This is a genomic window from Streptomyces sp. 3MP-14, from assembly GCF_006334905.2.
Classification (GTDB): Bacteria; Actinomycetota; Actinomycetes; order Streptomycetales; family Streptomycetaceae; genus Streptomyces; species Streptomyces triticirhizae.
On the sequence record NZ_VDLZ02000001.1, the window covers coordinates 205,177 to 219,068 of the forward strand.

At 75.1% G+C, this 13,892-nt stretch carries 13 protein-coding genes; 2 read left to right on the forward strand and 11 right to left on the reverse strand.

The window, feature by feature from the left end; genetic code table 11:
• Window positions 1-117: 117 nt before the first annotated feature.
• From FH609_RS00875 to FH609_RS00895, 5 genes are all read right to left on the reverse strand, one after another.
• Window positions 118-1,209, reverse strand: a complete 1,092-nt coding sequence (locus tag FH609_RS00875) for a sensor histidine kinase (protein ID WP_139665732.1) — start codon at window positions 1,207-1,209, stop codon at window positions 118-120.
• Between the two features lies 1 nt (window position 1,210).
• Window positions 1,211-2,080, reverse strand: coding sequence for a response regulator transcription factor (locus FH609_RS00880; RefSeq protein ID WP_193317751.1), 870 nt, complete (start codon window positions 2,078-2,080; stop codon window positions 1,211-1,213).
• A gap of 116 nt (window positions 2,081-2,196) precedes the next feature.
• Window positions 2,197-2,946, reverse strand: coding sequence for a spermidine synthase (locus FH609_RS00885; protein ID WP_139665730.1), 750 nt, complete (start codon window positions 2,944-2,946; stop codon window positions 2,197-2,199).
• A 53-nt stretch (window positions 2,947-2,999) separates the two neighbouring features.
• Window positions 3,000-3,872 (reverse strand): lysozyme, encoded by an 873-nt coding sequence (locus FH609_RS00890; protein ID WP_139665729.1) that lies wholly within the window; start codon window positions 3,870-3,872, stop codon window positions 3,000-3,002.
• A 265-nt stretch (window positions 3,873-4,137) separates the two neighbouring features.
• Entirely contained in the window at window positions 4,138-4,935 is a 798-nt protein-coding gene (locus FH609_RS00895; protein ID WP_139665728.1) for a protein phosphatase 2C domain-containing protein, read from the reverse strand.
• Between the two features lie 403 nt (window positions 4,936-5,338).
• Here FH609_RS00895 and FH609_RS00900 point away from each other — a divergent pair, with 403 nt between their 5' ends.
• Together FH609_RS00900 and FH609_RS00905 are read left to right on the forward strand one after the other, a co-directional pair.
• Window positions 5,339-8,104 (forward strand): nitrate- and nitrite sensing domain-containing protein, encoded by a 2,766-nt coding sequence (locus FH609_RS00900; RefSeq protein WP_193317750.1) that lies wholly within the window; start codon window positions 5,339-5,341, stop codon window positions 8,102-8,104.
• Window positions 8,101-8,625, forward strand: coding sequence for a roadblock/LC7 domain-containing protein (locus FH609_RS00905; protein WP_139665726.1), 525 nt, complete (start codon window positions 8,101-8,103; stop codon window positions 8,623-8,625). The genes FH609_RS00900 and FH609_RS00905 overlap by 4 nt, the downstream gene beginning before the upstream one ends.
• 113 nt (window positions 8,626-8,738) lie before the next feature.
• On the opposite strand, the gene FH609_RS00915 is transcribed toward FH609_RS00905, so the two are convergent.
• The 6 genes from FH609_RS00915 to FH609_RS00940 all read right to left on the reverse strand — a co-directional run bounded on the left by FH609_RS00915 (window position 8,739) and on the right by FH609_RS00940 (window position 13,727).
• On the reverse strand, window positions 8,739-9,710 hold the full coding sequence (locus FH609_RS00915; protein WP_226961334.1) for a CU044_5270 family protein: 972 nt from the start codon (window positions 9,708-9,710) through the stop codon (window positions 8,739-8,741).
• Between the two features lie 5 nt (window positions 9,711-9,715).
• A complete protein-coding gene (locus FH609_RS00920; protein ID WP_139665724.1) occupies window positions 9,716-10,363 on the reverse strand; it encodes an RNA polymerase sigma factor in 648 nt (215 codons plus the stop codon).
• A gap of 91 nt (window positions 10,364-10,454) precedes the next feature.
• Window positions 10,455-11,522, reverse strand: coding sequence for an NlpC/P60 family protein (locus FH609_RS00925; protein WP_139665723.1), 1,068 nt, complete (start codon window positions 11,520-11,522; stop codon window positions 10,455-10,457).
• A 123-nt stretch (window positions 11,523-11,645) separates the two neighbouring features.
• A complete protein-coding gene (locus FH609_RS00930; RefSeq protein WP_139665722.1) occupies window positions 11,646-11,924 on the reverse strand; it encodes a hypothetical protein in 279 nt (92 codons plus the stop codon).
• Between the two features lie 37 nt (window positions 11,925-11,961).
• Window positions 11,962-12,690, reverse strand: a complete 729-nt coding sequence (locus FH609_RS00935) for a TetR/AcrR family transcriptional regulator (RefSeq protein ID WP_139665721.1) — start codon at window positions 12,688-12,690, stop codon at window positions 11,962-11,964.
• Between the two features lie 86 nt (window positions 12,691-12,776).
• Window positions 12,777-13,727: an AurF N-oxygenase family protein gene (locus FH609_RS00940; RefSeq protein ID WP_139665720.1), complete on the reverse strand. Its 951-nt coding sequence runs from the start codon at window positions 13,725-13,727 to the stop codon at window positions 12,777-12,779.
• Window positions 13,728-13,892 lie beyond the last annotated feature (165 nt).

Below are 13,892 nucleotides of genomic sequence, written 5' to 3' on the forward strand. Positions count from 1 at the left end.
CGCTCAACTGCGGCGATGCGACTCCGCACCGCCGTGCGCCGGGCGGCGCACGCCGAGCAGGCCCGGCGGCGCCCGAGGTCGACGGGCGCCCCGAGGGGCGTTGCCCGCGACCCTACGTCAATTATTTGCCTGCGCGTTACCCGGCAGGGTGAGACGAATGCGGCAGCCCCTGCGGGACTCAGCCACCCCGATCGTTCCGCCGTGCAGATCGACCGCCCAGCGGGCGATGGCCAGCCCGAGCCCGGTGCCCCCGTCGTGGGCCTGGACGCCGTCGATGGTGCCCCGGCCGAAGCGTTCGAAGACCAGGTCCCGCTGGGCCTGCGGGATGCCGGGGCCCTCGTCCCGCACCTCAAGCACCAGCCCGCCGGGCGCGGCGCCCGGCCGGGCCACCACGGTGACCTGGCCGTTGCGCGGGCTGTGCTTGACGGCGTTGTCCACCAGGTTGGTGACCACCTGGTCCAGACGCTCCGGATCGGCCCTGGCCCGCAGCCCGCCGGGCACCACGTCGAGCCGCAGCTTGACGTCGGTCCGCGCGTGGCCACGGCCCAGCGCCATCCGGGCGTCGGCGAGCACGGTGGTCAGATAGGGCTCGACCCGGAAGTCCCTGGCCTGGAGCGGCACCACCCCGTTCTCCAGCCGGGAGAGGTCGAGCAGCTGCTCGACCAGCCGGCCCAGCCGCTCGGTCTGCCGCAGGGCGGTGGTCATGGTCTCCGGGTCGGCCTCGGAGACCCCGTCGACGACGTTCTCCAGCACCGCCCGCAGGCCGGCGATCGGGGTGCGCAGCTCGTGCGAGACGTTGGCCACCAGCTCCTTGCGCTGCCGGTCGGCGGCCTGGAGGTCGGCCGCCATCCGGTTGAAGGCGTGCGCCAGGTCGCCCAGCTCGTCCCTGCGGGTCACCCGCACCCGGCGCTCGTACTGGCCGCGCGCCATCGCCCGGGCCGCCGAGGTCATCTCCAGCACCGGGGACGCCAGGCCCTGGGCCACGAACTGGGTGACCAGCAGCGAGGCGATGATCGCGATGATCGCGATCACCTGGAGCCCGATGTCCGAGCGGTAGGCCAGCAGCAACAACACGGTCGTGATCCCGACCGAGATGATCACCAGGCCGCCCAGGGCGGCCTTCACCGAACGAAAAGGGTCGAGGGGGCGCAGCACCCGCCACAGCAGATGGCCGTAGCGCCGCGCGGTCGACTCCCGCTGCACGCTCAGGTCAGCCCTCCGCGGCGGCCTGGCCGCGCGGGCCGGCCTCGCCGGCGAACCCGGGCGGCGTCTCCAGGGCGTAGCCCACGCCGTGCACGGTCCTGATCCGCTCGGCGCCGATCTTCCGGCGCAGCGCCTTCACATGGCTGTCCACGGTGCGGGTGCCGGAGGCGTCGGCCCAGTCCCAGACCTCGGCCAGCAGCTGCTCCCTGGTGAGCACCGCGCGGGGGGAGCGCGCCAGGCACATCAGCAGGTCGAACTCGGTCGGCGTCAGGTGGATGTCCTTGCCGGCGGCCCGCACCCGCCGCTGGGTGCGGTCGATCTCCAGGTCGCCGAGGCGCACGCTGCCGGGCCTCGGGGTGGTGGCGGCGACGGCCGCCCGCTCGATCCTGCGGAGCAGCACATGGGACCTGGCGACCAGCTCCCGCATGGAGAACGGCTTGGTCATGTAGTCGTCGGCGCCCACGCCGAGCCCGACCAGCATGTCCGTCTCGTCGTCCCTCGCGGTCAACATCAGGACCGGCACGGGGCGTTGGGCCTGGACCCGGCGGCACACCTCAAGGCCGTCGAAGCCGGGCAGCATCACGTCGAGGATCAGCAGGTCGGGATGCCACGCGCTGGCGGTCTCCACGGCGGCCGGGCCGTCGGCGGCCGTCTGCACCAGGAAGCCCTCGGCTCGCAGTCGGGCGGCGATGGCCTCGACGATGGTGGGGTCGTCCTCGACGACCAGAACGCGCCGCTGGGCTCCGGGGGTTGCCACGGTCGCACTGTGGTGACCGGCCCGCTCCGCCGTCTCCGGCTCGGTGGGACCGCCCACGGGCGGCGGCTTCTCCTGGTGCTCTCGGTCCATCGGCGCAGTCCTGGTTTCTGTTGGAGTCATCTGTCCCGCCCCCGGGAAACTCGTGATGCCAGACGGCTGGTGCTGGCGGACAGTTGGCGGATGGTGCCCTGCCTGGGGCACCGAACAGCAGCGTAAAGCGGAAACTCAAGGCCCGGCTACGCGGACCGGCTGGCGAAATGATGGCTGGCGAGAAACAGCACGTCGGGAACACCCCGGGCAACGGGCACCTCTTCGGTCCTTACCCGATCGAATCCGGCGTTTCGCAACCTGTCCGGAAATGTGGCCGACGCTTGTGCGGACCACACAACGAGGACCCCGCCGTCGCGCAACGCGGCGCGGCACGCGGCGAGTCCGGCCGGCGCGTAGAGGCCGTCGTTGTCCTCGGTCACCGTCCAGTCGGGCCCGTTGTCGATGTCCAGGCAGAGCGCGTCATAGCGGCCCGGGCTGCTGTGCAGTTGGGCCAGCAGGTCGTTCTCGACCAGGGTCACCCTGGGGTCGTCCAGGGCGTCGCCCGAGAGGGCGGACAGCGGGCCCGAGCGGTGCCAGTCGATCACCGCCGGCTCGCGCTCGACCACGTCGACGGCGCCCCAGCGCGGCTCGGCCGCCGCCTCGGCCAGCGAGAAGCCCACGCCCAGGCCGCCGATCAGCAGCCGGGGCGCGGCCGGCGGCCGTCCCGGCCCCGCCGGGTCCGTCAACGCGGCCATCGCGGCCCGCACCAGCAGCCGTTCGGAGCGGCCGTCCGAGGTGTCCATCAGGAAGCAGCCGTTGGCGATGATCTGGAACAGCCCGCCGTGGCGGCGCAGCACCACCTCGCCGTGTGGGCCGGTGCGCCGGTCCAGCACGACGGGCCGCTCGTCGGGCCCGGGGCCGCGCGAACTCGGGGTGGGGTCGGGGGAGGGTGCCATGCGGCGATTTTCCCGCACGGGTCCGCACGGCACCCCCGGGGGCCGGCGGCCGGTCAGCCGTTGGCCAGCGCCTGGAGCCGGTCCATGGCGCCGTTGAACAGGTTGTGGTCACCCACCGTCGGCCCGGTCGAGGTGTACTGCCAGAACGTCCAGAAGCCCCAACCGGCCGGCAGCGTGCCGGGTGTTGACGCGTAGCGGGCGATCCACAGCGGGTTGGTCGCGCCGAAGCTCGCGTTGTTGCCGGTGCACTGGGTCCACCAGTCCGTGGTGGTGTAGATCACCACGTCCCGCCCGGTGTGGGCGCGGTAGGTGTCGCTGAACTCCCTGATCCAGTCGACCATCGCGGACTGGCTCAGCCCGTAGCACGTCGAGCCGTACGGGTTGTACTCGATGTCCAGCACGCCGGGGAGCGTCTTCCCGTCCGCCGACCAGCCACCGCCGTTGGTCGCGAAGTAGGTCGCCTGGGCCGCCCCGCTGGAGGCGTTGGGCAGGGCGAAGTGGTACGCGCCCCGGATCATCCCGATGTCGTAGGAGCCGTTGTACTGCTGCGTGAAGTAGGGGTTGCGGTAGCCGGTGCCCTCGGTCGCCTTCACATAGGCGAAGCGGACGCCGCTGTTCCAGAGCGTGGACCAGGCCACGTTGCCCTGGTGGCTGGAGACGTCCACGCCTTCGACGGTGGCCGTCGGGTCCACGTCCGGCGGGACGTAGGTCCGGTTGCCACCCTCGTGTTCGAGGACGGTGGAGCCCATGAACGCTGAGCCGAAGTCGGGGTGCGCCTGCGGGTCGTCGTCGTCGGCCGAGGCCGGGCCAGGGGCGGCCAGCAGCAGGGCCAGCGCGGCGGCGAGCGCGCCGACCAGAGTGCGGAGTGTGCGGGGGGAGCGGCGGCGGGGGAACCCGCCGCGCGCCCCCGGGTCGGAGAGGGGCATGGATGTGCCTTCCGAGAACCGTGGTGTGGGGGGACAGTTGGGCCGCATGGGACGCCTGCTGTGGCCATGCCAACGGCCCAACTCGACGGTAACGCGGGTAGAACGGCCGAGGGAACGGGGCGAGCGACCCCGGGCCCGCACAGCCCGCTGAACGGCGTGAAACCCGGTGCCCGATGCCCGCACCGGGTCAACTTGCCGCCCGTGAGCCCCTCCTGACGGCGCGCACTCCGCGCGGACGGCGCCGCAGGGCCGTCCCGAGTGGCCGTCAGAGCGTGACCAGCACCGCCGTCGCGTCGTCGTGCGTCTTGCCCCGGGGATAGAGCGCGCCCTCCGGATCGGCCGACTCCGCCGCGCGCACCTCGGCGATCACCCCCGCCGGCCCCTGCTCCGCCAGGGCCCCCAACAGCGCGGGCCAGTCCCCGAGTCCGAAGGTCTCGGCCCACCGCCCCACCCCGTCGGTGAACGCGGCCAGCGTCCGCACCTCGTCCCTCGGCAGCTCCCCGACCACGGCGCGCCCGGCCACCGACGGGTCGGCCGCCGCCGTGTAGAACCCGTCGGGCGCGTTGCGCAGCCCCTCGACGAACGCGGCCCGCCGGTCGCGCGGCAACTGACGGGTCAGCGGACGCAGCCGGTCCAAGCGTCGGTCAAGAACCGGCCGCACCAGGCCCGTTGGGCCCTCGACCAGCAACACCGAGTCAGAGAGCACCAGATACTCGACCCGAATCGCGTCCCAGCGGGCACACACCACCGTGGCCTGCGGAGTGCGTCGGTGAGAAAGGTCACAGGTGGCCCGATGCGCGTCGGCGGTGCGGGAGATCGCGTGCGCCAGACTGTCGTCCAGCGGCCGCACCGGACCCTCGGCGAGGGCGCGCAGCAGCGTCCCGCCGAGCCGCGCCGAGAACCACGCGACCCCGTGTGCACAGCCGAAATCACCGCTGGGTGCGGTCACTCCGTCCAGCACCACCAGCGCGCCCTCGCCCGTTTCGGTCGGCGTGGCCACGGCGGCGAAGTCCTCGTTGGGCTGGCCCGGGGTGCCCGGCTCGGTGGCCGACTGGATGCGCATGATCAACAGTCTGCCGTAGGCTGGCACTTGCTTGCGTTTGATGGGGGTTTGCCAGAGAAAGGCACGATAGGTGCCGGGCGGGCGCTGATCTTGCCAGGAGCACGGTCGGAATTCCAGCGAAAACCAGCCGAACTCATGGTGGGGGTGCCCCGACCAGGTGACGTGAGCTTGTCCGCCAACTCCGGGGTGTTGTTCACTCCTTCGGGTGGCGGGGCCGGCCGGGCCGCCTCCCGCCCCGGTCGGCGCTGGCAGGGTCGGAGCCGAAGTGACGAGAATGCGAGCACAGGTGCGGAAGACGACATCGCGGGACGAGGGTGGTTCTGCCCCTTCCACACTTCCGGCTACGGCCGGTTCGGCCGCCGCCGGCCTGCGGTCCCACGCCGCCCGCCGACGCGGCGCCAGGGTGCGCACTCGCCTGCTGATCGCCCTGCTGCTCACCGGGGCCGCCGTGCTGGTCGCCGGCGTCCCGGCGCTCGTCGAGCGGGCCGGCGCCCTGAGCGACAGCCAGGAGCTGGCCGACGCCTCGGCGTTGGGGGAGCGCGCGCTGTCCCTCTCCCACATCCTGGCCGACGAGCGCGACGCCCTCGTCGTCGCGGCCGCCGGCGAAGGGGCCGACCGCGAGGGCGCGTTGAGCGACGACGCCGAGGCGCGCGCCGACCGACGGGTGGCCGAACTGCGCGAGGCCGTCGACCCGACCCTCGGCGAGCGCCTGGCCGCGCTCCCCGAGGCGCGCGAGCGGGCACTCGCCGGCGAGTCCACGGCGGTCGAGGTGCACCAGACCTACACCGCGGCGATCGAGGGCCTCGACGGGCTGTTGCGCTCCGTCAGCCGCTCCGCGCCCGCCGACGCGGTCAGCCCCACCAGCGACGCGCTGCCCGACCTCGCCCGCGCCGTGCACGCCGCCTCAGCGACCAGGGGCCTGCTGCTCGCCGCCCTCGCCGGCGACGGCGAACAGGGCGAACTCACCGCGCTCGCCCAGCGGGAGCACGTCTCCGAGGCCGCCGCCCTGACCGACTTCCTCGCCATCGCCGACGCGCCGGGCCGCGACACCTACCGGGACACCGTGACCGGCGGCGACGTCGAGGCCGCCGAGGCGTTCCTGGCCGAACTGACCGACGGCGCCACGCTGGACGAGGCCGATCACGCGCTGGACGCGGTCGAGGTGGACGAGGCGCTCCAGGCCCGCGTCGGCCTCCAGCGCGGGGTGCTGGCCTCGCTGGTCGGCGAGCACACCGAGGCCGTCGAGGCGCTGCGCGACGACGAGTTGACCGGGCTGCTGGTCACGGTCGGCGTGATCCTGCTCGCCCTGGCCCTGGCCCTGGGCGTCAGCGTCGGGACCGCCCGCTCGTTGACCAGGCCGCTGGCCGCCGTGCGGCTGGGCACCCGGCGGGTCGCCGCCGACCCGGTGCACCAGGAGCCGGTCAGGTACATCGGCCGCAACGACGAGTTCGCCGAGGTCGTCGCCTCGGTCAACGCGCTGCGGGCGCGCGCCGAGGAGCTTCAGCGGCAGGCGGCCGAGGCCGAGCAGAGCAGCGGCGGGCTGCGCGCCGAACGCGACCGGCTCCTCGCCGAACAGCGCGAACTGACCGCCAGGCTGGCCGCGTTGCACGGCGCCGTGCACGGCATGTTCGCGCACCACGCGCAGCGGCTGCTGGACCTGGTCGAGGAACAGCTGTCCGTGATCGAGGGGTTGGAGGAGCATGAGACCGACCCCGACCAGCTGGCCGTCCTCTTCTCCGTGGACCACCTCGCCGCCCGGATGCGGCGGCACAGCGAGAACGTGCTGCTGCTCGCCGGCGCCGAGCCGGTCCGCTCGCTGGCCTCGCCGATGCCGTTGATCGACGTGGCCAGGGCGGCGGTCAGCGAGATAGAGCGCTACGACCTGGTGGAGACCGTTCCGCCGCCGCCGACGCGGGTCGTCGCGCACGCGGCCAGGGACATCAGCCATCTGCTGGCCGAGCTGCTGGACAACGCCGCCGTCGCCACGCCGCCCGGCACCCGGGTGCGGCTGACCGGCCACTGGCGGGGCGAGGAGCTGCTGCTCAGCGTCGAGGACGAGGGGCGCGGCCTGGCCGAGGTCCGGCTGGCCGAGCTGAACGCCCGGCTCGCCGACCCGGTGACCCCGCCGCCCGGCGCCGACGGCGGGAACGGGCAGCACATCGGCATGGGCCTCTACACCGTGGCCCGGCTCGCGGCCCGGCACGGGCTGCGCTGCCGGCTGGTCGCCCGCCCCGCCGGCGGCACCACGGCCGAGGTGCTGGTCCCCGGGGCGCTGGTCCACCCGGGCGCGGCCGAGCCGGCCGGCTTCCCGGCGGACGGCCTGGCCGGGCCGGCCAGCGGCGCGCACCCGACGGTGCCGGCCGCGAGGACCGGTGCGACTCCCGTGGTCGCGCCGGGAGTCGCGCCCGGCGGCCACGAGGGCCTGGCCGGGCCGGCCGGCGGGGCGCACCCGAGCGTGCCGGAGGCCCGCGCGGGCATAGGGCCGACCACCAGGACCACGGGCCGCCACGCCCTCGGCGCCGAACGCCCGGCGCATCCGGCCGAGGCTCCGACGGCGGACGGCGGCCCCGCGCCGGCGGCCTACGGCGGGCAGGCCGGCGGGTACGGGGACCAGGGCGCGCACGGGGGCCAGACCGGGTACGGCGACCAGGGGGCGTACGGGGAGCAGGCCGGCCGTGCCCATCAGGCCGGCTACGGCGACGCCGCCGGAACGGGCTACCCGGACCGGACCGGCTACGGGGAGCGGGACGCCGGTGGCCCGGCCAGCGGGCCGCTGCCGGTGCGCGACCTCGCCTCGCGCGGCCCCGAACACGCCCGCGCCCCGGACAGCGCGCCCGTGGTGACCGGCAGCGGCCTGCCGCTCCGCACCCGGGTCGCCTCCGCCGGCGGCGGGGCCACGGACACCGGGCACAACCGCACGGTCGACCCGGAGGAGCTGCGCCGCCGGCTCGGCGGATTCCAGCGAGGGGCCAGGGAAGGACACCGGGACGCCGCCAGCCTGGCGGCCTCCGGGGAGTTCGGAGCCACCGGGGAGTTCGGCGCCCCGGGCGAGTTCGGCGGGGAGGCCCCCGCCCACCCGGTCGCCCGCCCCGAGCGGGGACCGGGCCGAGGGGTAGGGGAAGGACCCGGCGAGAGACCCGGGCGCTATGGAGAGGAACAGCCGTCATGACCTCCGGGACCGGAACGCGGCAGCAGGACACCGCCAGCCGTGGCGGGCGCGATCTGCGGTGGCTGCTGGGCAGGTTGGTGGACGAGGTGCCGGGTGTGCGTTCCGTCGCCGTCGTCTCCACCGACGGGCTGCCGCTGCTCTCCTCGGAGTCGGGCCCCGACGGCGGCCCCGCGCCGGTCGGGCTCACCGGCCCGCCGACCCCGCGCTGGCCCGGCGGCACGCCGAGCGGCGCGGCGGCCGACCTGGCCACCGTGGTCTCCGGCCTCGGCTCCCTCACCGGCGGCGCGGCCGAGCTGATGGACGGCGGCCAGGTCAAGCAGACGCTGGTCGCCATGGAGACCGGCAACCTGCTGGTGATGGCCATCTCCGACGGCTCCCTGCTGGGCGTCTACACCGAGCCGACCGCCGACATCAGCGTGGTCACCTACCAGATGGCGCTCCTGGTCGGCCGCGCGGGCCACCTGCTGACCCCCGAACTCCGCGCGGAACTCCGCCAGGCGACCACCACGCCCCCCCGCTAGCCCGCCGGCCGCACCCTCCGGAAACGGCCGCGCCGGCGCGCCGGCAGCCGACCCGTCGTCGGGTCCCGCCCCCCGACGGGACCCGACGACGGGTGTCTCAAGGGGCGGGCCGCTCAGGGGCGGGCGCCGGCCTCGTCCACCACCGAGCGGTCGATGACGGCCGTCGCGTACGTCGTCTCGCCGGCCCGGATCGGGGCGGCGTCCTCGTAGACGATGTCCCGCACGGCGACGGTGCGCCGCCCGAGGAGTTCGAACGACTCCGCGTCGAAGACCAACTCCTCGCTCTGGTCCGGGTTGTAGGCGTCGACCCGGCCGACCCCGACGCCCGGGCGGCCCGTCGCGTCCACCGCGTCGGGCACCAGGGTCACCCCGGGGATCAGCGCGGCGGCGCCGTAGAGCGCGGCCGCCACGTCCGGCGGCACCATCGACTCGCCGACCAGGTCGCCGATGAGGACGAACGCGTCCTGGTCCGCGTCGTGGTCCTCGTCGCCCGCCTCCTGCTGCGCGTAGAGCCACGCCAGCATCGCCTCGGGATCGGTCGGCAGCGTCTCCAGGAAGCGGTAGCAGGACGACGTTCCCTCGCTGCCGGGCGCGGGCACCGGGTCGGGTTCGAGCGGGATGTCCTCCGGCTCGCCGCCCAGGCGCAGCAGCCCTTCCCTGCTGCCGTCCACCGCGTGCCAGACCTCGCGCTCCTGCGGCGCCTCGCCCGGGTAGCTGACCACGCTGGAGACGTACACATACTGGTCGTCGCGGATGTCCGCCGGGGCCTCGGCGGCGGCCCGGGCGGCCGCCTGGTCCAGCAACTGGACGGCGGTCCCCGGGGTTTCGCCGGTGCCCGCCGTGGGGCCGGCCTCGGTCTCCGTGCCGCGCTCGGGGTCGTCGGAGGTGCCGGGGGAGCCGCCCACCAGCACGACGAGGGCCAGCGTGCCGGCCACCGCCGGCAGGCCGACGGCCGGCAGCAGCCACCTCCGCCCGCCGGCCCGGAAGCCGCCCGGTTCCGGGGTCTGTCGGATCTCGCGCATCAGGTGCTCCTTGAGCTGTTGGTGACGACCCGGCGGGAGGTCCCGCTCGGGAAGCGACGGCATGTCGTTCACGGGGTGTCCTTCCGCTGTCCGGGCCAGGCCGCCGCTCGGCGGCCATCTCTCACCTGTCCTCGGCGCGGCGGCGGTTCCGCACCGTCGGCCGCCGGTGGTGCCGCGCCGCGCGCCTCGGCCGTCGCGGCGAGCTTGCGCCGCGCGCGGGACAGCCGGGAGCGCACGGTGCCGACGGGGATGCCGAGCACCTCGGCGGCCGTCGCGTAGTCGTGGCCCGACCACACGCACAGCGCCAACACCTCGCGCTCGGGCCGCCGCAGCGTGGCGACCGCGAGGCGCACGGCCGCCAGCGAAGCGGCGTCGTCGATCCGCCCGGCCACCTCGTCGGCGAAGTCGCGGACGACCTCCGGCCGGGGGAGCCGCGACAGCGCCGCCGCGTGCCGGCGCGCGGCGCGCCGGGAGTTGCGCACGACATTGGTCGCGATCCCGAGCAGCCAGGGCCGCAACGAGCCGCCCTCGACGTCCAACCGCCCGCGCAGCCGCCAGGCTTCGAGGAACGTCAACGACACGGCGTCCTCGGCGGCCCCCCAGTCCCCGGTGAGCCGGAACGCGTGGTTGTAGACGGAGCGCGCATACGCGTCGAACAGCTCGGCGAAGGCGTCCTCGTCACCGTCCCGGATGCGGGGCCGCAGTTCTGTCGTCATGCACCCTGTCTGTCCGCCCGCCGCCCCGCGTTCCCCGCCCGTCCCGTGACCCACGTCACTCCCGCGCCGGCGCGCGGCTCCGCTCAGGGGGTCACCGGGGGCGGACCGCGCCCTTGACGGGGGCGTGGGCGAGCGGGGTGACGGCCACGGCCCTGCCGGGGGCGGGCGGGTGGACGACCGTGCCGTCGCCGGCGTAGAGCGCGGTGTGGCTGGTGTCCTCGTGGTAGATCACCAGGTCGCCGGGGCGCAGTTCGTCCAGCGGGACCCGGGGCAGCAGCTCCCAGCTGCGGGCGCTGGTGCGCGGCACGGTGACCCCGACGTGTTCCCAGGCGCGCAGCGCCAGCCCCGCCGGGTCGAACGCGTCCGGGCCCTCGGCGCCCGCCTCGTAGGGCTTGCCGCGCTGGGCCAGCGCCCAGCGCAGGGCGCGCTCGCCCGGGGAGCCCTCGGCGTCGGCCGGCTCGTCGGCGGGCTGCTCGGCCGGCTCCTCGGCGGGCTCGTGCGCGGCGAGGAACTCCGCCTGCCGCTCGGCGGTTTCGCGGTCCTCCAGCGCGGTCACCCCGGTCAGCTGCTCCTCGGTCAGCCCGGCGAGCAGCCCGGCCACCTCGTTCATCCGGTCGTGGGCGTCGTCGCGGCGCTCGCGTTCCTCCTCGACCAGTTGGCGTTCCTCCTCCCACGCCCGCTCCGCCTCGCCGGCGAGGGTGCTGGCGGTCCGCTCGGCCTCGGCCAGCCGGCGGACCTCGGCCAGTTGGCCGGCGGCGGCCCGGCGGGCCACGGTGGTGTGGTGCAGGGCGCGGGCCGGTTCCTCGTCGGTCAGCAACAGCCGCAGCACGGGCGGGAGTTCGGGTGCGCCGCCGTGCCGGTACTCGGCGGCGGCCAGCCGCCCGGCGGTTCTGCGGGCGCCGGCCAGCGCGCCCCTGGTGTCGGCGAGGCGGGCGGTGAGGCGTTCCACCTCGGCGCGCTGCTCGGCGAGGCGTTCGCCCGCCTCGTTGTACGCCTCGGTGGCGGCGCCGGCCTCCCGGTACAGCTCGCGCAGCTCGGTCAGCAGGGCGGTGGGGTCGGCGGGTTGTCCCGGCGGCTGGTCGGCGGCGGAGGCCGGCCCGGCCGTGAGCGCGGTCGCGGTGAGCAGGAGTGCGGCCAGGGCGGTGGACTGACGGGACATCAGGCGGCTCCTCGGGATCGACGGAGCGATGGTGTGCACAGCCGCGCGCCCGGCGCACGCCGGGAGGCGCGACCGGGTGATCGCGCGCCGCCCCGGCGTCGTCAGCGCGCGCCGCCTCGCCGACTACTCCTCGGGCTCGCCCTCGTTCCTCAGCCGCCGGCGGTAGGTGCGGGAGGGCACGGCGTCGGGGGCGTGGACATAGCGCCAGCCCCTGGGCAGCCGCAGCCGCCGGGTGTGGCCGGCCGGCTCCAGTTGGTAGACGTGCACGGCCGACAGGCCGCCCGCCTCGTCCGGCACCGGCACCTCGTAGACCTTGGGCGGCCGGCCGGTGGCGCCCACCAGCACCGGCAGGGACTCGCCGTCCAGCGGCCCGCCGACGAAGGGCGTCTCCACAGCTCGCATCGGTGCAGTGTAAGAGGTGTCCGTCACGGGGCCGGGGTCAGGAGCCGGCCGGTTGGGGGGCCACCGCGCGCAGCGCCCGGTCCAGCAGGCCGGCCACCCGACCGTCCGGCGGCTCCAACTCGGCGGCGGCCCGCAGCATCCGCGCGGTCTGCCGATCGTGGGTGGCGGTGACCATCAGCTGCCCCACGAACAGGTCGACCAGATAGTCCCGCAGCTCGGTCAGCCCCAACTCGCCCTCGTCCAGGGAGATCAGCGACATCGCCTCGACCGTGCTGATCCAGGAGCGCACGGCGGTGCGCAGCCAGGGCCCGGGGCTGGCCACGGCCATGTGGCTCAGCACCGCGCGCGCCGCCGAGCGCCGCACGCCGTCGACGATGGCCGTGGTGCGCGCCGTCTCGACGACGCTGCCGCCGCGCAGCAGCGCGGTGAAGCCCTCGCCGTGCTCGCGGACGAACGCCAGATAGCGGTCCAGGCCGTAGCCGAGCCGCTCGCTCAGCGCGCCCTCGGCCGGCACCTCGAAGCAGGCGGCCAGGCGGTCGGCCGCGTGTTGCAGCGCGGCCTCGTACAACTGCTGCTTGCCGCCGGGGAAGTAGCGGTAGACCAGCGGCCGGGAGACCTCGGCCAGCCGGGCCACGTCGTCCAACGACACGTCCTCCGGGGTGTTCCGCGCGAAGAGGCGCAGCGCGGTGGCGATCAGCTGGGCGCGGCGCTCGTCCACGCTCAGACGGCGGTAGGCCGGCGCGCGTGGTTCGGGGTGGCCGCTCATGTTCCGCAGCGTAGCCGCACGGCCCCGGCCGGCGCGGCAACGCCCTTCGCCGCGCCGCCGGTTCGGGCCGGCCGGTCCGGGGCCGGTCAGGCCAGCAGGCCGGAGCCGCGCCACATGCGGCGGGCCGTGCCGCGCAGCACGCCGATGTCGTCGAGGAAGTCCGTCAGCCGCCGCGCGCCCTCGCGCATCACCTCGCGCCGGTGTGCGCTCTCCCGCACCTGGGCGACGGCCTCGCGCCGGTCGAGACCGATGTTCGTGTACACCTGGGGGTTCACGAACGCGACGGAGAAGATCCGGGCGAACTCGCCGCTGGTGAGCCGGGTCAACTCCCGTTCCCAGCGCGGCGCCGAGACCATCTGCCGGCGCAGCTCCTCCCTGGCGTAGCGGACATGGCGCGCCTCCTCCACCACGTGGATGCGGGTGACGCCCCTGATCAGCGGCTGCACCCGCTCGTCGGGGAAGGTCAGGCGCTGCATCCAGTCCAGCACCTCCTCGCCGAGCAGGGTCGCCACGAAGGAACCCGGCGTGGTGGAGACCGTCTTGAAGACCCGCGCGATGTTGTGGTGCGCCCGGGCGGGCGGGTAGTGGGGCGTCTCGCCCCGGGTGATCACGCGTGCGAACATCATCGAGTGCCGGCACTCGTCGGCGATCTCGGTGAGGGCGTAGCGCACATGGGCGCTGGTCGCCGGCTTGTCGTAGATGTGCCGGACCAGCAGCTGCATCAGGATCAGCTCGAACCAGATGCCCAACGAGGCGAGCGCCGCCGCCTCGTGGCGGGAGAGCGTGATCCGCTGCTCCTCGGACATCCGGTACCAGAGCGGGGTGTCGTAGAGGGAGACCAGCTCGGGCGGCCAGTACCAGAGGCCGTCCTGCCAGGGCTGGTCCCAGTCGAGGTCACGGTCGGGGTCGAAGGAGTGTCGTGCCGACGCCGCGAGCAACCGTTCGGCGACCTGCTCACGGTCCTTGAGCGCGCCGAGCGCGTCGTGCGGCGTCGGAACATCGGCCGGATCGGCGGCCACGTTTCCGGAGAGAGCCATGGTCTTATGAGACTCGCTGTCAACAAGGCCGTCAATGCCCCGCGCGGAAGACGTTACGCGCGGGTAGCGTCGCGCGGTGCGGGCGCCGGCGCACGGGGCGGGGCAGCGCGCCCCCGGGCAGCGCGCCCCCGGGCACCGCGCGCCGGGGGCGCCGGAGCCACGGGG